17 protein-coding genes are annotated in these 20,016 nt (G+C 71.9%); 9 read left to right on the top strand and 8 right to left on the bottom strand.

Annotated elements, in window-relative coordinates:
* The first annotated feature begins 9 nt into the window (after nucleotides 1-9).
* Complete coding sequence (locus ABZ078_RS00365) at nucleotides 10-252, top strand: DUF397 domain-containing protein (RefSeq protein WP_150946472.1); 243 nt, start codon at nucleotides 10-12, stop codon at nucleotides 250-252.
* Nucleotides 253-429: 177 nt separating this feature from the next.
* Nucleotides 430-1,335, top strand: a complete 906-nt coding sequence (locus ABZ078_RS00360; protein WP_356570204.1) for a universal stress protein — start codon at nucleotides 430-432, stop codon at nucleotides 1,333-1,335.
* A 16-nt stretch (nucleotides 1,336-1,351) separates the two neighbouring features.
* Here ABZ078_RS00360 and ABZ078_RS00355 read toward each other — a convergent pair whose 3' ends face one another.
* Nucleotides 1,352-2,170, bottom strand: a complete 819-nt coding sequence (locus ABZ078_RS00355; RefSeq protein WP_356570203.1) for an aminoglycoside phosphotransferase family protein — start codon at nucleotides 2,168-2,170, stop codon at nucleotides 1,352-1,354.
* Nucleotides 2,171-2,292: 122 nt separating this feature from the next.
* Between ABZ078_RS00355 and ABZ078_RS00350 the strand changes: the two genes are divergently transcribed.
* Nucleotides 2,293-2,790: a hypothetical protein gene (locus tag ABZ078_RS00350; RefSeq protein WP_250084667.1), complete on the top strand. Its 498-nt coding sequence runs from the start codon at nucleotides 2,293-2,295 to the stop codon at nucleotides 2,788-2,790.
* 93 nt (nucleotides 2,791-2,883) lie between these two features.
* On the top strand, nucleotides 2,884-5,262 hold the full coding sequence (locus ABZ078_RS00345) for a glycoside hydrolase family 95 protein (RefSeq protein WP_356570202.1): 2,379 nt from the start codon (nucleotides 2,884-2,886) through the stop codon (nucleotides 5,260-5,262).
* Between the two features lie 19 nt (nucleotides 5,263-5,281).
* Here ABZ078_RS00345 and ABZ078_RS00340 read toward each other — a convergent pair whose 3' ends face one another.
* Together ABZ078_RS00340 and ABZ078_RS00335 are read right to left on the bottom strand one after the other, a co-directional pair.
* Complete coding sequence (locus ABZ078_RS00340) at nucleotides 5,282-7,249, bottom strand: N-acetylmuramoyl-L-alanine amidase (RefSeq protein WP_356570201.1); 1,968 nt, start codon at nucleotides 7,247-7,249, stop codon at nucleotides 5,282-5,284.
* A gap of 259 nt (nucleotides 7,250-7,508) precedes the next feature.
* The gene (locus tag ABZ078_RS00335; protein WP_356570200.1) at nucleotides 7,509-8,651 is read right to left on the bottom strand and encodes an aminoglycoside phosphotransferase family protein; all 1,143 of its coding nucleotides are present in this window, start codon (nucleotides 8,649-8,651) and stop codon (nucleotides 7,509-7,511) included.
* A gap of 245 nt (nucleotides 8,652-8,896) precedes the next feature.
* Here ABZ078_RS00335 and ABZ078_RS00330 point away from each other — a divergent pair, with 245 nt between their 5' ends.
* On the top strand, nucleotides 8,897-10,393 hold the full coding sequence (locus ABZ078_RS00330; protein WP_356570199.1) for a hypothetical protein: 1,497 nt from the start codon (nucleotides 8,897-8,899) through the stop codon (nucleotides 10,391-10,393).
* A gap of 50 nt (nucleotides 10,394-10,443) precedes the next feature.
* Here the strand turns inward: ABZ078_RS00330 and ABZ078_RS00325 are convergent, their stop codons facing one another.
* Complete coding sequence (locus tag ABZ078_RS00325; protein WP_356570198.1) at nucleotides 10,444-11,865, bottom strand: SpoIIE family protein phosphatase; 1,422 nt, start codon at nucleotides 11,863-11,865, stop codon at nucleotides 10,444-10,446.
* A gap of 437 nt (nucleotides 11,866-12,302) precedes the next feature.
* Between ABZ078_RS00325 and ABZ078_RS00320 the strand changes: the two genes are divergently transcribed.
* Entirely contained in the window at nucleotides 12,303-12,716 is a 414-nt protein-coding gene (locus ABZ078_RS00320) for an SsgA family sporulation/cell division regulator (RefSeq protein WP_356570197.1), read from the top strand.
* A gap of 62 nt (nucleotides 12,717-12,778) precedes the next feature.
* Here the strand turns inward: ABZ078_RS00320 and ABZ078_RS00315 are convergent, their stop codons facing one another.
* Both ABZ078_RS00315 and ABZ078_RS00310 read right to left on the bottom strand, forming a co-directional pair.
* The gene (locus ABZ078_RS00315) at nucleotides 12,779-13,876 is read right to left on the bottom strand and encodes a chemotaxis protein (protein WP_356570196.1); all 1,098 of its coding nucleotides are present in this window, start codon (nucleotides 13,874-13,876) and stop codon (nucleotides 12,779-12,781) included.
* Between the two features lie 64 nt (nucleotides 13,877-13,940).
* Nucleotides 13,941-15,524, bottom strand: a complete 1,584-nt coding sequence (locus ABZ078_RS00310; protein WP_356570195.1) for an alpha/beta hydrolase — start codon at nucleotides 15,522-15,524, stop codon at nucleotides 13,941-13,943.
* A gap of 271 nt (nucleotides 15,525-15,795) precedes the next feature.
* Between ABZ078_RS00310 and ABZ078_RS00305 the strand changes: the two genes are divergently transcribed.
* Nucleotides 15,796-16,464, top strand: a complete 669-nt coding sequence (locus tag ABZ078_RS00305) for a chaplin (protein ID WP_356570194.1) — start codon at nucleotides 15,796-15,798, stop codon at nucleotides 16,462-16,464.
* 229 nt (nucleotides 16,465-16,693) lie between these two features.
* On the top strand, nucleotides 16,694-17,548 hold the full coding sequence (locus ABZ078_RS00300) for a GNAT family N-acetyltransferase (protein ID WP_356570193.1): 855 nt from the start codon (nucleotides 16,694-16,696) through the stop codon (nucleotides 17,546-17,548).
* Nucleotides 17,549-17,570: 22 nt separating this feature from the next.
* Here the strand turns inward: ABZ078_RS00300 and ABZ078_RS00295 are convergent, their stop codons facing one another.
* Both ABZ078_RS00295 and ABZ078_RS00290 read right to left on the bottom strand, forming a co-directional pair.
* Nucleotides 17,571-18,092, bottom strand: coding sequence for a GNAT family N-acetyltransferase (locus ABZ078_RS00295; RefSeq protein WP_356570192.1), 522 nt, complete (start codon nucleotides 18,090-18,092; stop codon nucleotides 17,571-17,573).
* A 310-nt stretch (nucleotides 18,093-18,402) separates the two neighbouring features.
* A complete protein-coding gene (locus tag ABZ078_RS00290) occupies nucleotides 18,403-18,906 on the bottom strand; it encodes a nucleoside deaminase (protein WP_356570191.1) in 504 nt (167 codons plus the stop codon).
* Nucleotides 18,907-19,197: 291 nt separating this feature from the next.
* Here ABZ078_RS00290 and ABZ078_RS00285 point away from each other — a divergent pair, with 291 nt between their 5' ends.
* Nucleotides 19,198-19,974 carry a GNAT family N-acetyltransferase gene (locus tag ABZ078_RS00285; protein WP_356570190.1) on the top strand — a complete coding sequence of 259 codons (777 nt, stop codon included), beginning with the start codon at nucleotides 19,198-19,200 and terminating at the stop codon, nucleotides 19,972-19,974.
* The last annotated feature ends 42 nt before the right edge of the window (nucleotides 19,975-20,016 follow it).

The raw sequence follows: 20,016 nt of genomic DNA, 5'->3' as shown, positions 1-20,016 counted from the left end.
AGCACGGACGTGGCCGAGAGCACCATCCAGCAGCAGCCGCTGGCGGGCTGGGACAAGCCGGAGCTGGACCTCAGCAACGCCGATTGGCACTCGAGCAGCCGTGGCCTGGGCGATGTCCAGATCGCCTTTGTCGAGGGATTCATCGCGATGCGCAACAGCGGCCGCCCGGAGAGCCCTTCCCTGATCTTCACTCCCGCCGAGTGGGGTGCCTTCGTGTCGGGCGCGAGGGAGGGCGAGTTCGATCTGACGTGACGCGAGGCCACGGGTGAGCCGGCGGGCGGGGTCCCGCGCGTCGGCCGCCGTCGAGCCGATCCGGGTGTGTTCCGCCCGTTTTTCCGGACACGCGACCCCGAGAACGTCCCTGGGGCCGATGCCTGAGCCAGGCTGGCCCCGGGAGGGGGAAGGTCGTACTCCGGAGGTGAGGAACCCATGAGCACCCTGCCGGTCATCGCGGCGGTCGACGGCTCCGACGACAGCCTGGTCGCCCTGGACTGGGCCTTCGAGGCAGCCCTGGTGCGCGAGGCGCCGCTGCGCGTGGTCCATGTGCAGCAGTACCCCGCCTGGGCCAGGCCCGACGTGCTGCCCGTCGGACGGCCGGACCCGGAGGACGATCCGGTGCTCGACCAGGTACGCCGGTATCTGGCCGCGCGGGTCGAGCGGCCGCGGACGGAATACCTCGCCCTGGAGGGCACGCCCAGCGCGACGCTGCCCGAACTGGGTTCCGACGCCCGGCTGTTGGTGCTCGGCTCCCGAGGCCGCGGCGGCTTCGCCAGCCTCCTGCTCGGCTCCAACGGCCTGGCCGCCGCGCGCGACGCCGAGTGCCCGGTCGTCGTGGTGCCCAAGCCCGGACGCGAGGTGCACGAAGGGCCGCCGATCGAGCCGGGGCCGAGAGTCGTCGTCGGCCTTCAGGTCGACAGCCCCGACGAGGCCACGCTGTCCTTCGCCTTCACCGAGGCCGCCCTGCGCGGGGCCCGGCTCCAGGTCGTCGCCGCCTACTCATGGCCGGCGCACATCTGGACGGCGGCCCCCGGCCTGGTCCTGCCCCCGGCCGTCGACCAGGACGCCGTGGAGAACGAGACCCGCGCCCTCGCCGAGGGCTTCCTCGCCCCGCACCGCGAACGCCACCCGGACATCCACGCCGAGCCGTACGTGGCACCGGGCGACGCCGCCGGTCTCCTCGTCGCGGCCTCCCGGGACGCACAGCTGGTCGTCGTGGGCCGCCACCGACGCCGCCTCCTGGCGCCCGCCCGCATGATGGGCTCGGTGGCCCAGGCGGTCCTGCTGCACGCCGCGAGCCCCGTCGCGGTGGTGCCGCCTGCCCCGCCGGAGGAGTGACGCGGTCGCGGGCGTGTCATGCCGTACCGAACCATGCATCGGCCGGCGACGGCAGCGTGCCGTCGGCCGGCGCGCCCAACTCCCGCAGGTACCGAGCGAGATCGCTGAATTCGTGCAGCAGCGTGTACGCGAGCAGCACCGCCGGGGCGAAGGCGGTGCCGTACGACTGGCTGAGCCGGGCCGGCAGCCGCGGATCGCCACGGGTGACGAAAGGCCCCACTCCGACGAAGTCGTACGCGCGGTCGCCGATCATGGCCGGCTCGAAGTCGACCAGGCCGGTCAGCCGCCGGCCGTCGGGATCGACCAGGAAGCGCCGCCGCATGACCTCGGTGTGCGGCAGGGAGCGCTGCTCGGTGCGCGGCAGCGGGACGGAGGCGAGGAACGCAGGGATCTGCTCCAGCCAGTCGGCGGACAGCCCGCGCCCCCGCTGCCCCTCCACGGCCCCGTCGCGCCGCCGGTCCACGAACGCGCCCCAGACCCCGGGCCCGAGGACGTCCCCGAGCGGCGCGGCATCGAGACCGTGGAGCACGCCGAGGGCCTCGCCGATCTCGCAGACGAGTCGCTCACGGTCGGCCTGCGGGACGCGGTCCCGGACACCGGCCAGGTTCTCGCCGCGCAGCCGGGACGTCAGCACATACCGCCGGCCCTTCTCGTACGGGCCGGCCTCGTGCACGCGCGGCGTGGGGACGGGCAGGCGCCCCTCGACATGGGACAGGACAGGGCCCTCGGCGATGCCGTCCCCGGCGGTGGCGAGATCCTCCGCTCCCGGCCGCATGACTGTTGCGTCCGGGACGACGGTGTCCCATTCCTCGTCCGTCTCCACCGGCGGCAGCATGATCGGGACCGTAGGGCGGCCCCGAGCCGGGTGCGCGCGACCCCTGGCTCACGCGCCACGGAGCAGTGCTCGAACCGATGCCCGCACGTCACGGAACAGGCCCGGCCACGTACCATGGCGACATGTCGTTCCTCCGCCGCCGCAGTGCCACGCCCGCCGGGCCCGACTTCGACGTACTGGCCATGGACCCGGGCGACTGGCCCGGCAATCTGGGTGCCGGGCTGCTGCCCGCCCCCGACGGCAGCTGCCAGGGCGTCTTCCTGCGCTACGACCTCTTCGGCGGCCGCGGCCCCGCGATGATCATCGGCAATCTTCCCGAGGGCTCACCGGCCCGCGAGGTCGCCGAGGGCGAGATCCCGTTCGAGGTCGCGCAGCTGCTGCTGGCCTTGGAGAACGACGAGGAGGTCACCGTCGTCGGCAGCGAGGACGTGCCCGTGATGCAGGGCGACAACCTCCTGATCGTGCGCCGGCTGAAGCTCTCCGAGAGCCGGATCTCCTGCGTGCAGTTCGACCGCAGCGACAACGTCCTGGTGACCATCGCCGCCTGGGACCGCCCCATCACCGACGACCTGTACGCCCTTCTGAAGCCGCTTCCGGCGGAACTCTTCCAGCAGGGCTGAACCGTCCCCGCAGGACCCCGACCCAACGGGGTCGCTGCTTTGTGTTGTCATGACCCTTGCCGCAGAGTCATCGGATCTCTAGCGTCAGGGGTCATGTCGTATGAGCCGCATGGGATCACCCGAAGAACGACGTTAAAAGTCGCGGCCGGAGGGGCCGGAGGGCTCGCTCTGGGTGGAGGGGCTGCGGAGACAGCCGCCGCTGATTCATCCGATGTGTCGAGGGCGAGGGAGTCGTCCGTCCTCTGGTACGCAGCCCCCGCCGCCGACTGGGAGCGCGAGGCGCTGCCCATCGGCAACGGCGCACTCGGTGCCACGGTGTTCGGCACCCTCGCCTCCGAACGGCTTCAGTTCAACGAGAAGACCCTCTGGACCGGCGGCCCCGGCTCCGTCCAGGGCTACGACCACGGCAACTGGCGCGCACCCCGTCCCGGCGTGATCTCCGCCGTACAGGACGACCTCGACGCCCGGACCACCCTCACGCCCGGCTCGGTGGCCGCCCGGCTCGGCCAGCGCCGGATCGGCTACGGCGCGCACCAGACCTTCGGCGACCTCCGCCTCGACCTGCCCGACGCGCCGACGACGACCCCGCGGGACTACCGCCGGGAACTCGACCTCGACAACGCCGTCGCCTCGGTCTCCTACACCCACCAAGGCGTCCGCCACCAAAGGGACTTCTTCGCCTCCCACCCCGACGGTGCGATCGTGGGCCGGCTCGACGCCGACCGGCCCGGCAGCGTCACCTTCACCCTCCGCTACACCTCGCCCCGCGCCGACTTCACCGCCACCGCGGCCGACGGAACCCTGACCGTGCGGGGCGCACTGACCGACAACGGACTGCGCTTCGAGGCGCAGGTCCGGGTGCGCAGCCGGGGCGGCACCGTGACGTCCGGAGCCGACGGCACGATCACCGTGACCGGGGCCGACAGCGCCTGGTTCGTGCTGGCCGCGGGCACCGACTACGCCGACACCTACCCCGACTACCGTGGCCCGGACCCGCACACCGCCGTCAGCCGTGCCGTGCAGCGGGCGGGCGACCGCTACGAAGCCCTGCTCGTCCGGCACGTCCGCGACCATCGCGCCCTGTTCCGCCGAGTCCACCTCGACATCGGCCAGTCACTGCCGGCCGACGTTCCCACCGACGCGCTCCTGGCCGCGTACACCGGCGGGACGAGCGCGGCGGACCGCGCCCTGGAAGCCCTCTACTTCCAGTACGGCCGCTATCTGCTCATAGCCTCCTCGCGCCCCGGCTCCCTGCCCGCCAACCTCCAGGGCGTCTGGAACAACAGCACCACGCCCCCGTGGTCCGCCGACTACCACGTCAACATCAACCTGCAGATGAACTACTGGCCCGCCGAGGCCGCGAACCTCGCCGAGACGACGCAGCCGTACGACCGCTTCGTCGAGGCCCTGCGCGCCCCCGGCCGCCGAACGGCGCAGGAGATGTTCGGCTCGCGCGGCTGGGTCGTGCACAACGAGACCAACCCCTACGGCTTCACCGGCGTGCACGACTGGCCGACCGCGTTCTGGTTCCCCGAGGCGGCCGCCTGGCTCACCCAACAGCTCTACGAGCACTACCGGTTCGGCGGTTCCACGCACTACCTGCGCACCACCGCCTACCCGGTGATGAAGGAGGCCGCCGAGTTCTGGCTCGACAACCTGCGCACCGACCCGCGCGACGGAACCCTCGTCGTCACCCCCAGCTACTCGCCCGAACACGGCGACTTCACCGCGGGCGCGGCCATGTCGCAGCAGATCGTCCACGACCTGCTCACCAACACCCTCGAAGCGGCCCGGATCCTGGGCGACGCCCCCGCGTTCCGCCGCCGCGTCGAGGAGGCGCTGAACCGGCTCGACCCCGGCCTGCGCATCGGCTCCTGGGGCCAACTCCAGGAGTGGAAGGAGGACCTGGACGACCCCACCGACACCCATCGGCACGTCTCGCACCTGTTCGCGCTCCATCCGGGACGGCAGATCGAACCCGGAAGCGAGTGGGCGAAGGCCGCCGAGGTGTCCCTGAGCGCACGCGGTGACGGCGGCACCGGCTGGTCCAAGGCCTGGAAGATCAACTTCTGGGCCCGGCTGCGCGACGGCGACCACGCCCACAAGATGCTCGGCGAGCAGCTCAAGTTCTCCACCCTGCCCAACCTCTGGGACACCCACCCGCCGTTCCAGATCGACGGCAACTTCGGGGCCACCTCCGGTGTCGTGGAGATGCTGCTGCAGAGCCAGCACGACGTGATCGAGGTGCTGCCCGCCCTGCCCGCCGTCTGGCCGACCGGTTCGGTACGCGGCCTTCGCGCCCGCGGCGGCGCCACCCTCGACATCCGGTGGGCGGAGGGCCGGGCGACCCGCATCGCCCTGACGGCGTCCCGGACCCGCGAACTCACCGTCCGCAGCGACCTGTTCGAGGACGGCGCGCTGACCTTCAAGGCCGTCGCCGGGCGACGCTACATCTGGGAGCGGGAAGACTGAAGCCGCACGGGTGGTGCCGTCAGGAACCCGACGGCACCACCCGCACATCGGCCGCCCGCACGAACCCCACCCGATGACCGAACTGGATCTGGTAGTACGCGTCCTTGCCGGTCACGACCCGGTGCGAGGACGCGTCGAAGCCCACGGCGTAGTAGTACTCGCCGGGCATCCTGTCACCCACCGCGTACCTCTGGCCCGCGGGCACGGTGTACGGCAGCGGCGACACCGACTGGACGGGGACGTCGGCCGGATAGGCGGCGGCCTCGGGGTAGGCGCGTCCGTACACCGGGATGGATGTGAGCCCGTCCTTGGGCGTCACCACGAGGCCGGTCGCGTTGACCGCGGTCGGGTTCTTCACCGGGTTCCTGAACCACGCCTTCTGGCCCAGGTACCAGATCGCCGTCCAGTCGCCGTCCCGGCCGGCGACCGCGTACCGCTGACCCGTCGAGACCCGCGAGGACAGGTCGTTCACCCCGGTGCCCGGGGTCGTGCCCAGACCGATGTCCTTGATCAGGGGGTAGGACTCGCCGGGCCCGGAGTACAGCCGCACCGCGCTCGAACCGTGCACGGCGCAGGGCTCGCCGGCGGTGACGCAGCCCGTGTACTCGGGCCGGTTGGTGGCGTAGTCGGGGCGGATCGTCACCAGACCGCCGTTCGGGCCCGCCGTGGGCACGAGGGGGCGGCCGAGCAGCTCGAAGTAGTGGCGCCAGTCCCAGTACGGGCCCGGGTCGGTGTGCATGCCCCTGATCGTCGACGTGGTCGGGCCGGGCACGGTGTCGTGGCCGAGGATGTGCTGCCGGTCCAGCGGGATGCCGTACTTCTTGGCGAGGTAGGTCACCAGGCGGGCCGAGGACCGGTACATCGCCTCCGTGTACCAGGCGTCCGGCTGCGCCAGGAAGCCCTCGTGCTCCAGGCCGATGGACTTGGCGTTGACGTACCAGTTCCCCGCGTGCCAGGCGACGTCCTTGGCCTTCACATGCTGGGCGATGTGGCCGTCGGTGGAGCGCAGGGAGTACTGCCACGACACATAGGTCGGGTCCTGGACCATCTTGAGGACGCCCTCCCAGGCGCCCTCCGTGTCATGGATGACGATGTACTCGATGCTCTGGGAGGCGGGGCGGTCGGCGAGGTCGTGATTGCCGTAGTCACCGTCCCCGAACTGCTCGTACGGCGCCGGGATCCACTCGCAGGACACCGTCGGCGGGCACTCCGTACCGGCGGTGCTCGCCGTCCGCAGCCCCGCCCGCCGGAGCTGCCCGGTGTCGGGGGCGAGACCCGGCCGGGCGGCCAGCGCGACCAGTTGACCCGCGTCCGTCCGGCGCTTCTGACCGGTGCGCAGCACGTCGTAGACGTCGTTCGCGTACGCCGCCGCCGTCGCGGTGTCGTCGGCGCCGGAGAAGCGGGCCACCGCGCCGTACCAGTCCGCCGGATCGGAACTCAGCGGCCGGCCCAGCTCCTTCTGCGCGGCGGCGAGCAGGGCGGCACCGCCGGCCACGTTGGCGGCGGGGTCCGTACGCAGCTGTTGCGGGCTCAGTCCGGTCAGTTCGGCCGCCCTCGGCAGCGTCCTGAGACGGGCCGGGAGCCGGGAGGGCTCCGGCAGTCGCGCCTCGGGGAGCAGGGGCGGGCGGGCGCTGTCGCCGCGCGGGTCCTCCGAGCCCTCGCTGTGGTGCGGCGCGGCCTGCGCGAGAGCCGTGCGGGCGTCGGTGAGATGCATGGGGCCGTAACCACCGGTCACGCTGGGCGCCCCGTCGTGCGCGTCCCAGCGCGACTGCAGATAGGAGACGCCGAGCAGGACGCTCTGCGGCACGTGGTACGCGGCGGAGGCGGAGGCGAAGGCGGACTGCAGACTGTCCGGCGAGGTACCGGCGTCGGACGGGGCCGCACCCAGCAGTGGCACCAGCAGCGCCGCGGAGGCCACCGCGCGGACGGTGGTCCGCCCGCGGGTGCGCCCGGCCGCTCTGCCGGGGTCGGTGACGGATCCTCGCATGGCAGCCTCCTGGGACGGTCGGTAGCGATGAGCCGTGCGGTGGCCGGGCGTGCGTCAGTGGTACCGGCTGTCCGACGATCCGTCAATCATGCCAATAGGCTCACGAATTCCCTCGTCAATCGGGGTTCCCGGGAGTTTCGCGGTGGTGGCGGCCGGGCCTGCGGGGCGTCAGTGGCGTACACCAATGGGCGTGTGCGGGCAGACATACGAAGGTCCGCGGTGCGCCGTCGTCCCAGCGCACCGCGGACCACCATCCCCGTCAGCGAGTGCCGACCGCCGCTCGTACGGCCCGTCGGGCCAGCTGGCAGTCGTCGTGCAGCCGCCTCAGCAGCAACCGCTGTTCCTCGCCGGACGGCACAGCACCCGGGTGGGCCGGTCCCGGTGCCGCCGGGGGCGTGTCGTGCATCGAACGCTGCACGGCCGTCTCGTAGGTGCGGATCTCGCGGGTGAGCACGAGCATCAGGTTCACCAGGAAGGCGTCCCGTGCGGCGGGGCCCGCCGACTGGGCGATCTGGCTGATCTGCCGGCGCGCGACCGGTGCGTCCCCGAGCACCGACCACAGCGTCGCCAGGTCGTAGCCCGGCAGGTACCAGCCCGCGTGCTCCCAGTCCACCAGTACTGGACCGGCCGGTGAGAGCAGGATGTTCGAGAGCAGCGCGTCGCCGTGGCAGAACTGGCCCATGCCCTGGCGGCCCGCGGTCGCCGCGATGCCGTGCAGCAGCTTCTGGAGATCGCCCATGTCCCGGTCGGTGAGCAGCCCCAGCTCGTGGTATCGGGAGATCCGGGCGGCGTAGTCCAGCGGCGCGTCGAACGTGCCGGCCGGGGGCCGCCAGGCGTTGAGACGGCAGATCGCGCCGAGTGCCGCCCTGATGTCCGCACGCGGCGGAGTCTCCACCGGGTGCCGCTGCAGTGCCGCCATCCGGCCGGGCATCCGCTCGATGACCAGTGTGCAGTTGTCCGGATCCGCTGCGATCAGCCTCGGCACGCGCACCGGAGGGCGGTGCCGGACGAACGAGCGGTATGCCGCTATCTCGTGCCGGACGCGCTCGGCCCACACGGGGGAGTGGTCGAGTAAACACTTGGCGACGGCCGTGCTGCGCCCGGTCGTGCCGACCAGGAGCACGGACCGCCCGCTGCGGCGCAGTACCTGCACCGGGGCGAACTCCGGGCAGATCCGGTGCACCGACGCGATCGCCGTACGCAGCTGGGCGCCCTGGGGGCCGGACAAGTCGAGTCTCCCGCTGAGCGGTTGGGTGCCGAGCCCCGCGGGGCGCAGCGTCCGGCCCGCACCGAGCACGGGCGCGGCCGCCGGCCGCGCGGGGTCGAGGTAGGGGCCGCTGCCCGCCGGGCGGGGGCGCAGCGACCGGGGCGGGGCGGACACGGAGGACGATGCTGCGTACATGGGAGAGACAGATCCCTTCGTGTGCCTGCGACGTCAAAGCGCTGCCCGATCCGGCCGCCCAGGTGCACCCTGGGGAATGCACCGGTCGTATCTGGAAGGCGACCGGGTCGGGATGGCGCGTTCCTACCTGACACCCGATGCCCAGTGGCACACCATCTGGCGCACCCTGGCGAACCCTGGCGAATAGTCCCGGGGCAACTCTCACCGGGCTACTGTCAACTCAGCCGAGAACCTGGGGGCTTGACGTGAGCGGAGAACCCAACACCCGCCTGGCGGACCTGTTCGGCCTGGCCGGCTGGTCCAAGGGCGAACTCGCGAGGCTGGTCAACCGGCAGGCGGCGGCCATGGGCCACCCCCAGCTGGCGACCGACACCTCGCGGGTGCGGCGGTGGATCGACATGGGAGAGATCCCGCGCGATCCGGTGCCGAGGGTGCTGGCGGCCCTGTTCACCGAGCGTCTCGGCCGTGTCGTGACCATCGAGGACCTCGGTCTGGTCCGGCACGGGCGTGCGGGGAAACGGCAGGACGGCGGGAGTGTGGAGCATCCCGACGGTGTGCCGTGGGCGCCCGAACGGACTGCTGCGGTCCTCACCGAATTCACGGGAATGGACCTCATGCTCAACCGACGCGGCTTGGTGGGCGCGGGTGCCGCGCTCGCCGCGGGATCCGCACTCAGCAGCGCCATGCACGACTGGCTGCACACCGACCCGGCCCTCAAGGCCGACGCCCCCCAGTTCGACGACCCCCTGCACGCCGACCCCGCCGGGTTCGACCGCTACGAGGCCGCCCCCATCGGGTCGCAGGAGATCGAGGAACTGGAGCGCTCGGTCGAGGTGTTCCGGGCCTGGGACGCGGCCCGCGGCGGCGGGCTCCAGCGCAAGGCAGTCGTAGGACAACTCAACGAGGTGGGCGGCATGCTCGCCTACCGTCACCCCGATCATCTCCAGCGGCGCCTGTGGGGCGTCGCCGCCAACCTCGCCGTCCTCGCGGGCTGGATGTCGCACGACGTCGGCCTCGAACCCACGGCCCAGAAGTACTTCGTCATCGCCGCCCACGCGGCCCGGGAGGGCGGCGACCGGCCTCGCGCCGGGGAGGCGCTCTCCCGAGCGGCTCGCCAGATGGTGCACCTCGGCCGGCCCGACGACGCACTCGACCTGATGAAACTCGCCCAGTCCGGCTCCGGCGACCAGTTGCTGCCGCGCACCAAGGCCATGTTCCACACCATCGAGGCCTGGGCGCAGGCGTCGATGGGCAAGGGCCAGGCCATGCGCCGCACCCTCGGCCAGGCGGAGGACCTCTTCGTCGCCGACAAGAGCGACGTACCGCCGCCGAGCTGGATGCAGACCTTCAAGGACGAGGATCTGTACGGCATGCAGGCCCTGGCCTACCGCACGCTGGCCGAGTTCGAGCCGGGCGCGGCGGCGCACGCCCAGCACTTCGCGGAGAAGGCCCTGGCCCTGCGCAACGACGGCCGGGAGCGGTCGAAGATCTTCGACCATCTGTCCATGGCGTCCGCCTGCTTCATCGCGGACGACCCCGAACAGGCGGACCGGTACGCACGACTGGCCCTGATGTCGATGGGCTCGAACTCGTCCGGCCGCACCTGGGACCGGCTGCGCCAGATGTACCGGCTCACCGCCGAGTACTCCAGCTACCCGAAGATCCACGAACTACGGGAGGAGATCGAGTCGGCGCTGCCCAAGGCGAGGAAGCCGGGCGGCGGCAACAGCGCACGGGCATAGGGAGGTTGTACGCCTGCCTGACCCTTGTGGGTAACTGGTTCCCGTACGTACTAGGACGTCACCCTGGCCACGAGCACGCAGGCGTCGTCCTCGCGCTCACTCTCACCGCACGCCTCGACGACCAGCCGTAAGCAGTCCTGTGCGGTGCCTGCCGCGCCGAAGCGGGGCGCGAGGTCCAGGAGGCGGTTCACGGAGTCCGCTCCGCTGTGCCCCGGCACCAGTCCGTCGGTGTGCAGCAGAAGCAGGTCGCCCGACTCCAGGGTCTCTTCGGCCTGTGCGTAGACGGCACCCGAGGTGGCGCCGAGCAGGGCGCCGTCCGGCGCGCTCAGCCTGCGCCCCGTCCCGCCGCGGAACAGCAGTGGGGCGGGGTGTCCGGCCTGCGCCCAGGCCAGGGTGCGCGTCCCGGGCCGGTAGCGGCAGCAGACGGCGCTGCCGAGGGCGGCCTGGACGGTGGCGTCGAGCAACTGGTTGAGCCAGGACATCAGTTGGCCCGGCTGGGTGCCGGCCATCGCCATGCCCCGTACGGCACCCAGCAGGGTCGCCATGCCCGAGGCCACGGCGACCCCGTGCCCGGTGAGGGCACCCACGCTCAACAGCGTGTCGCCGTCGGCCAGTTCGAGGGCGTCGTACCAGTCACCGCCGATCAGCGCGCTCGTCGACGACGGCAGACAGCGGGCGGCGAGGTCCAGTGTCTCGGGACCCTGGTGCGGGAGCCGCAGGGAGCCGCGCCACGGCGGCAGCACGGCCTCCTGCAGCTCGACCGCGAGCCGGTGCTCGGTCTGCTCCTCGTGCCGGTGGCGCTGGAGCGAGTCACGGGTCTCGCTCACCGCGCGCCGGCATCGGCGCAGTTCGCTGACGTCCCGCAGCACAGCCCACATCGAGGCGGTGCTGCCGTCAGTGTCGAGCACGGGCTCGCCCATCATGTGCACGGTCCGGACCTCCCCGTCCGGCCGTACGATCCGGAACTCCCCGTCGATGGGCTTGGCGTCGATCAGACAGCCGGTGACCATCGCGGTCAGTTTCGGGCGGTCCTCGTCGAGCACCAGGGACGGCAGCTCGTCGAGGGTGAGCGGCGCGGCCGCGGGGTCACGCCCGAGGATCTGGTACAGCTCGCCGGACCAACTGGCCTCGTCCGTCAGCAGGTTCCACTCCGCGCTGCCGACCCGGCTGAGCAGCGAGCCGCGCCGGGGAACGGGCGGTACCGCCGGTCCCGCCGACGTGGCCGGGGGCGTGGGGACGGGGCCGTCCCGTAGCTGGGCCAGGTGCTCGTCGAGGTCGTCGAGCTGGTGCAGCGCGAGGTCGTACAGCGCCCGCTGCCACCGCTCCTGCGGGTCCGCGCCGTCGCTCTGTGCCTCCCGCCGTACGGCGTCGACATCGCCCTTGAGCCGTCGCGTCTGCGATATGAGCGCGTCGACCGAGCCGCGTCCGGGCGGCTGCGCGGCGGGGCGGTCCGCAGAGAGATGGGACGGCATGACGCACTCCGATGCGAGGACGGTACGACCAAGGCTGACGGAAGGACCGTTACGACTCTCGCACAGCCCGCGACAGCCTGTAAGGGATTTGGCAACACCCGATACGGTGGTGCGCCTGGCATATGCCAGAGTCTCCATGGAGGGCTTGCCCCTTGCCGGTGCCGTACATCATCGGGTGGTCCAAGTCGTAGGCAGCGTACGTGAATTGACGGCCCGTCGAGAGTATTGCCCCAGGCTCATTCGTGTGTTCGACGACCGGATGTTCTAGGGGTGAGGCGGCGATCGCCGCGGACTGCGCGCCGACCGGTCGACCGCACCCCTGCGGAGTGACGCACCTCACACAAATGGAGGGGCCTCGGGTGTAATGCAAACGGCTTTTGCGGGCTCGTAAAAGGCACAGCGGCAAAACCGTCCGACGAACCGCAGGGGAGACGCCCATGGACATCGCCCTCGAGCAGCCCGCCCGCGCCCGTCTGATCACCGGCGGGGAACGCGAACTCCCCGTTCCGGCCCGGCTGCGGTACGCCTCCACGGACCCGCTGGCGGTGCACATCGACTTCCCGGGCGAGGTCTCCCTCGACGGCCGAGGTGCCACCTGGACCTTCGCGCGCAGCCTGCTGGAGACGGGGCTGCGGGGGCCCGCCGGGGACGGGGACGTGCACATCTGGCCGTGCGGGACGGAACGTACGGTCATGGAGCTGCACTCGCCCCACGGCATGGCCCTGCTCCAGTTCGACACCCCCGCCCTCGACCGCTTCCTGCTGCGGACGTACACCGTGGTCGAGGCCGGCGAGGAGGATCTCGGGGCGGTCGTGGAGCGGGGTCTGAGCGCGCTTTTCGGCAGCGTGTGAGGAGGCGCCCGGGTCTCCTCACACGCCGGGCGCGCGCCGCGCGCCTCCTCGTCGCTCCGGCGTCAGTACCGCAGCACGCCCGCGATCCCTTGGGCGTCGCCCAGCGTGCCGTCCGGTACGAAGCGGACCTCGGCGCCGGTCTCCAGGCACTGCTCGACGATCTCGTCCACGATGTCCTCGCGGGCGTCGAGGTCGCCGCTCTCGGCCGGGATCAGGTGATCGCCCTCCTCGCCGCGCACCGTCACCCGGTAGTTCTCCTCGACGGCCAGCAGTCGGATCCGGCCCTCGCGAGCGCTGCGCCAGACCTCGTCGACACCGGCGGCGAACGCCTTGCGGCCACGGGCGGATTCGAGTTCCCGCGCCACCGCGTCGGTGTTCCTGCGGTCCTGGTCGATGACCTGTGGCAGCACCGCCTGCCACACCGACACCGCCGCCCCGTGCGCGAGCCCGCCGTGCGGGACGCGCGGCGCCTCCTTGGTGACGCTGCCGATCTCGTCCAGCACGGACAGCGCCTCCGGCGCGCCGGTCAGGTACACCGGCCGGGGATCGTCGCGCATCACCTCACGCAGCGCGAGGTCGGCGTCGCGCAGGAAGTGGCGGGTGTCCTCGTCGTTGAACGTGCTCGGGACGTTGCCGACCCGCTCCCGGCGCTCGGCGTCGAAGTTCTCGACGCGCCTGGTCAGCGGGAAGCCGGCGATCCGCGCCTCGGTGACACGGTCCGGGCTGCCGTTCCACAGGGTGACGCGGTCGGCGGAGACCGAGAGCACCCAGAACGGCCGCTCGGCGGCATGTGCGGAGACGAGGTTGCGGGTCAGGAAGGTGTCCGAGAGCACCACGCGCTCGGGCACCGTGCGGGTGAGCGACCACACCTGGTGCTCACCCGGAGCGGCGAAGATCGCCAGGCCGTCCTCGGCGTGCGTCAGGTCCACCTCGGCGAGGGCCTGGTCGAGCTGCCGCTCGACCTCCGCCCGTCGCTCGCGGGTGACCGAGGGATCGGCCTCCAGCTGTCGCTTGGCCTCGGCCACCACATTGCGCAGCCGGACCTGGTCCTGGGCCCGGTAGGGCTCTTTGCGATGCGTGGGCGTCAGCACGGACACGGCCGGGTAGGGGCGCGGGCGCCGCAGCTCGGTGAGGGTCGTGGGACTGAGTGCGTGCTCCATAACAGCACGATAGGACCGATTCGCCGATCGGGCATTAGGGGCAATCCGCCACCTCGCCCCGGCCCTACTCACGGCCGTCCTCCGGCCCGCAGGAGCTGCCGTCGGCCGGCAACGTGCCGTACAGCAGGAAGGTGTCGACCTTGCGGTGCACGCACTTGGAGGAGGCGTATCCCGTGTGGCCGCTGCCCCTGTTGTCCAGGACGACGGCCGAGGAGCCGAGTCGCTCCGCCGTCTCCACGGTCCAGCGGTACGGCGTCGCCGGGTCGCCGCGGGTGCCCACGAGGAGCATCTTCGGCGTGTCCACGTCCTTCACCTCCTCGCGGATGAAGTCCGTGCCCTTGGGACGGCCGTAGCACATCAGCACCCCGGTCAGCCGGTACGCGCCGAAGACCGGCGACGCCTGCTCGTACTCGGCGCGCAGCCGGTCCAGATCGTCGATGATCCGCGCGGCGGTGGGGCGGTCGGGATCGTCCGCGCAGTTGATCGCCATCAGCGCCGCGGGAAGGTTGTCGAGAGGGATGTCCTCCTCGTCGACGAGGCCGCCGTCGGGATCCTCGGTCTCCTCCCGGCGGCCGGTCGCGGCCCCGCCGGAGGCGAAGGTCTCGATGGCGTGCGTGTCACCGTCCTCCACCAAAGAGGCGAGGGCCCGCTCCAGGGAGGGCCACAACTCCTCGCTGTAGAGCGCCTGTCCGATGGCGCCCACCAGGTCCTGCCCGCTGAACGGCTCGCCGAAGGCCGACGGCACCGGGTCCTCGTCGAGCGAGTCGACCAGCCGTACGACCTGCTTCCTGGCCTCGCGCGCGTCCTGCCCGAACGGACAGGCGATGTCCTTCACGCACCAGTTGATGAACTCCTCCAGCGCCTTCTGCTGCCCCTTGGCGCCCGCGACCCCCTGCTCGGTGAGCGGTTCGGTCAGCGTGTCCACGCCGTCGAGCACGAACCGGCCCACCTTGTCCGGGAACTGGGCGGCGTACACCGCGCCGAGTCGCGTGCCGTAGGAGAAACCCAGGTAGTTGAGCTTCTTGTCGCCGAGGGCCTGGCGCATCACGTCCATGTCGCGGGAGGCGTTGACCGTGCCGATGTGGCGGAGCACGGGCCCCGAATGCCGGGCGCACGCCTCGGCCGCCTTCTTCAACTGCTCCAGGACGGACCGCGGATCGCGGCCGAGTTCCGTGCCGTCGTCCGCCACGTCGACGTTCTCCTCGATGTCGCCGCAGCTCACCGGCGAGGACCTGCCGACGCCACGCGGATCGAACGTCACGATGTCGTAGCCGTCCGTCAGCTCCATGAACTCCTTGCCGCCGGTGGTGAACTCGGGGATGCCGGCGCCGCCCGGCCCGCCGAAGTTCAGCAGTACCGAGCCCCGCTTCTTGCCCGTGGCCCGGTAGCGGGCGAGCGCCAGATCGAGGGTCCCCGCCCGGGGGTGGGCGTAGTCGAGGGGGACGGTGACCTTGCCGCACTGCAGATCCCTGGGCAGGCCCTCGCCCGGGCACTTCGCCCAGGTGATCTTCTGCCGGTGGAAGCGGGTGAGATCGGGCTCGGCGTTGTTCGTGGCGGCCGGCAGTCCGGTGCCGAGCACGGCCAGTCCGACCGCGCCGGTGACCGCGCAGCGCCGCAGCCTGGGCCGCGTTGACAGCTTGGCCAGCATCGATGCCTCCAGGGACGCCCGTCGCGGACCGGGTTACGGCGTCCTCGATCACGATAAGCGGGCCTCGGGGCGCACGCCTCCCGAGCTGTGGGCCCGTCCGGGGCGACGTACCCTGCGCGCCTCGCCTACCGGTCGGACGTCTTTACCGCTAGTTCGACAACCTTGCCGCTCGATGGGGTGAATGGCCGATAAGCCATAACTCGGATGGTTCGCCTGCGTTTTATCCGGTGCGGGCGAGTGCCCGCGACCATGTCTGGAAGGCAGGGAACCTATGAGACGGGTTACCCGATACGGTGTGATCGCCGTCGCGGCCTCGGGCGCGATGGCCGTGACGATGCCGGCATGCGCCGATTCCGCGGCGAACGGTGCCACGGCCGACTCGCCGGGGGTGCTCTCCGGCAACACGATCCAGCTCCCGGTGCACGTCCCGGTGAACGTGTGCGGGAACACCGTGAACGTGGTGGGGCTGCTCAACCCCGCCGCGGGCAACAGCTGCGTCAACAACGACGGCGCGGGCAAGTCGGAGAGCGCCGCGAAGGACGCCGCGAAGGGTGGCGCCTCGGCCGAGGGAAGCGGAAAGGATTCGGCGGGCGTCGTCGCCGGCAACGCGATCCAGCTCCCGGTGCACGTCCCGGTGAACGTCAGCGGCAACACGGTGAACGTGGTCGGCGTCGGCAACCCCGCGACCGGCAACGAGTCCGTGAACACGCCCGGCGACCGCCCTCCCCACACGACGAAGCCGACGCCCAAGCCGCCCGTGCCCAGGACGCACCACCCGCGGCCGAAGGAGGTCCCGCCCGCGATCGTCCCGCACGGGCCCGGGGGCTCCCTCGCCCACACGGGAGCGGACCAGACGCTCGCCGCCGTGGCGGGCGGCACGGTGCTCGTCCTGAGCGGGGCCATCCTGTACCGGCGCTTCCGCCCCCAGGCGGTGCGCTGACCCCGCGCCTCGCGCGCGGCTCGAAGGGCCCCACCGGACGGCGGGCGGTGGGGCCCTTCATCCGGCCCTTCAGTCGGCCCTTCATCGTGCGAACGTGCGTTCGTCAGTTCGCTCTCCCGGTACGGCAACGGCTTGATCGCGCCGTGACGCCGCTCCGGATGATCCGCAAGGATGCTGAGGCGCGGTCGTCACCACGCGCACGCAACCCCCTACGGAATGGAGCGCACCCATGGCCTCTCCGGCCCCCGAAGATCTCGCCGTCACTCGCGCCGGCCTCGACGACTGGTCGGTGATCAAGGGATGGGCCGCGGACGAGAGCTGGAACCCCGGGCTCGCCGACGCACCGGCGTTCTTCGCGCAGGATCCCGACGGGTTCTTCATCGGCCGGATCGACGGCGAGCCCGTCTCGGCGATCTCGGTCGTCAACCACGGCACCGACTACGCCTTCCTCGGCCACTACCTGGTCCGCCCCGACCTGCGCGGCCGCGGCCACGGCCTCACCACGTGGAAGACGGCGCTCGCCCACGCCGGAAACCGCACGGTCGGGCTCGACGGCGTGGTCGCGCAGCAGGACAACTACCGCCGCTCCGGCTTCGAACTTGCCTACCGCACGGCCCGGTTCACCGGAACCGCGCCCGCCTCCGACATCCCGGCGGACGTCCGTGTCGTACGGCCCGAGGACATCGCGGACATCACCGCGTACGACGCCACCTGCACCCCCGCCGACCGGCCCCGCTTCCTCGCGCACTGGCTCACCGGACCGGGACACCACGCCGCCGTCCGCCGCACCGGCGACCGCGTCACCGGCTACGGCGTGATCCGCCCCGGCCACGACTGCCCGCGCATCGGCCCGCTTTTCGCGGACACCGCCGAGGACGCGCGGGCCCTGTTCGCCGCCCTCACCGCCGAGGTCGCCGGCCGACAGGTCGCCATCGACGTGCCCCAGACCAACCCGGCGGGCGTCGCCCTCGCCGAGGACGCCGGTTTCACGCCCTCCTTCGAGACGGCACGCATGTACACGGGCCCGGTGCGGCCGTACGCCGAGGAGCGCGTCTTCGGCGTCACCACGCTGGAGCTCGGCTAGGAGCGTGGGTCGGTAACGAGTTCTAGGAGCCTGGGTCAGTAATCGCCGTCGCGGCGGTCCAGATGATCTCGAAGTACCTGACGCGTTCGTCCTGTCCGGCCGGCCGCATGCCGGCTGCCATCATGACGTGCTGGGACGCGATGTTGTCGTGGTCGGCGTCGCCTTTCACACAGGTGACGCCGCGTGCCCGCGCGATCAGCAGCAGCCCGCGCAGGGCTTCGGAGGCGTATCCCTTGCCTCGCGCTGACGGGATGAGGCCGTAGCCGATCGTGACGCTGCCGTTCGCGTCCATGGGGCCGTGGAAGCCCAGGCCGCCGATCGCCTGACCGTCCTCGCGGCGACGGATCTCATAGGTACCGAACGGCTGGGGATCACCGGTGTCCGCGCAGGTGCCCAGGAAGCGTCTGGCCGCGGACACGTCCCCATCGGTGGGGTATCCGGGCGCCCACCGGGTATCGCCGGGCGACTCGCCCGCCACGACTCGCTCAGCCTCGCCGACGGTCATCGGATGAAGCACGAGCCGCGCTGTCACAAGATCGCCCATGGCAGGGAGGGATATCACGCGGGACGAGCAGACGGCACCTGGATTATCCGACCGGGAAGCGTCCCGCCTCTGCTTGGTGATCGTAGGTACGGAAGGATCCTGGCATGCGTGGTGGGGATGGGCCGTTCGAGGTCGCACCAGCTCCTGCTGCTGCCCCGTCACCACCGGGGTCCGCTCCTCGCGGGCGATCGAACGCAAGCCCGCCGACGACATCGCTTTCCGGTTCCTGGCGGCCGACCAGCCCTGGCCAGATCATGACCTGCCATCGATCACGGCCGGCGGGTCGCTTGCTCGTCACTGACCCACGCTCCTAGCGTCGGGGGCCGGTCGTGCCCCCTCGCCGGTGGAAGCGGACGTGCAGGGCGCGGACGTCCTCGGTCAGCTCGGGCACCGGGCCGTCCACCGTCACCCCGGGCGCGACCTCCCGCACCGGCAGCGTCCGCACCGGCGGGGCGGGCACCCCCAACTCGGCCAGCCAGTCGGCCAGTTGCTCCGACGAGGCGACGTACACGATGCGGCCCAGGCCCACCCACGCGTGCGCGGCCGCGCACATCGGGCAGTGCTCGCCGGAGGTGTAGACGGTGGCGGCGGCCCGCTCCTCGGGCGACATGTGGGCGGCGGACCAGCGAGCCAGCTCGAACTCCGGGTGCCGGGTGCGGTCGCCCGAGGCCACCCGGTTGTGATCCTCGGCGAGCACCGCGCCGTCCGCCCCCACCAGAACCGAGCCGAACGGCTCGTCCCCGGCCTCCAGCGCGTCGGTCGCGAGCTCGACACAGCGGCGCAGGTACGGCAGCTCGGCGTCCTTCACAACCATGGCGTACGGCCCTCCTCGCGGCGTGATCTTCCCTGCGCACCCTATGCGCGCCCGCGCACGGCCGGGAAGGCGGGCCGACGACCGAGCACGGCTGTGAGGAACGCGGCGGCCAGCGAGCGAGCCCGCCGCGATGTCCGGCCGCATCGACTGCATCCACGGCCGCATCGACTGCCCGGCCCGCGACGCGACCGGTTCAGTCTCGCCCGGCGGCGGCGCTGCCCGAGCTCGGTCAAGGTTCGGTTGACCGGTAAAGCTGTTGCCCCGGGCCCGGCCCGGTGCTGGAGTGAGCCCATGGATCATGTCGGGATACTCGCCCTGTACGACCGGGACATGCGTGAAGGCGCACAGCCGGACAGCCCGGACGCCCGGGTCGAGCGGATCGGGAGCGTGGTCCGCCAGATCTCCTCCGCGCACGGATGGAACGGCGTCGTGTGGTCCGACCTGGACGAGGTGACCGCGGACGCGGCGATCGCCGAGCAGATCGCCCACTTCACCGGGCTCGGCCAAGAGTTCGAGTGGAAGCTCTACGGGCACGATCTGCCGGTCGACCTCGGCCGACGGCTCAGGAGCGCCGGGTTCACGGCCCAGCCCGAGGAGACGCTGATGATCGGCGAGGTCGCCGCTCTGACCCTGGACGCCGAGCCGCCGGAGGGCATCCGCGTCCGTCCCGTCACCGACGCGGAGGGCGTCGGCCTCGTGGCGGAGGTGCACGAGAAGGCGTTCGGCGCCGACAGCTCCCGCATGCGCCACCAACTGCTCGCCCGCCTCGCGGCCGACCCGGACACCGTGGTCGCCGTCGTCGCGTTGGCCGGGGACACACCCGTGAGCGCGGCCCGCATGGAACTGGTGCCCGGCACCAGGTTCGCCGGACTGTGGGGCGGCGGCACCGTCGAGGCCTGGCGCGGTCGCGGCATCTACCGCGCCCTGGTCGCCCACCGGGCCCGCGCCGCCGTGGACCGCGGCTACCGCTACCTCCAGGTCGACGCCATGAGCACGAGCCGCCCCGTCCTGGAGCGCCTCGGCTTCGCGCCGCTGACCACCACGACGCCGTACGTCTATGTGCCGTAGGCGACGGCCACCCCGTTGATGTCACATGCGGGCCCGACCGAT

This window comes from Streptomyces sp. NPDC006385, from assembly GCF_040612485.1.
In the GTDB taxonomy this organism is placed as follows: domain Bacteria; phylum Actinomycetota; class Actinomycetes; order Streptomycetales; family Streptomycetaceae; genus Streptomyces.
Note: the sequence above shows the minus strand (reverse complement) of the source record. Positions and strands in the feature narration are given on the sequence as shown.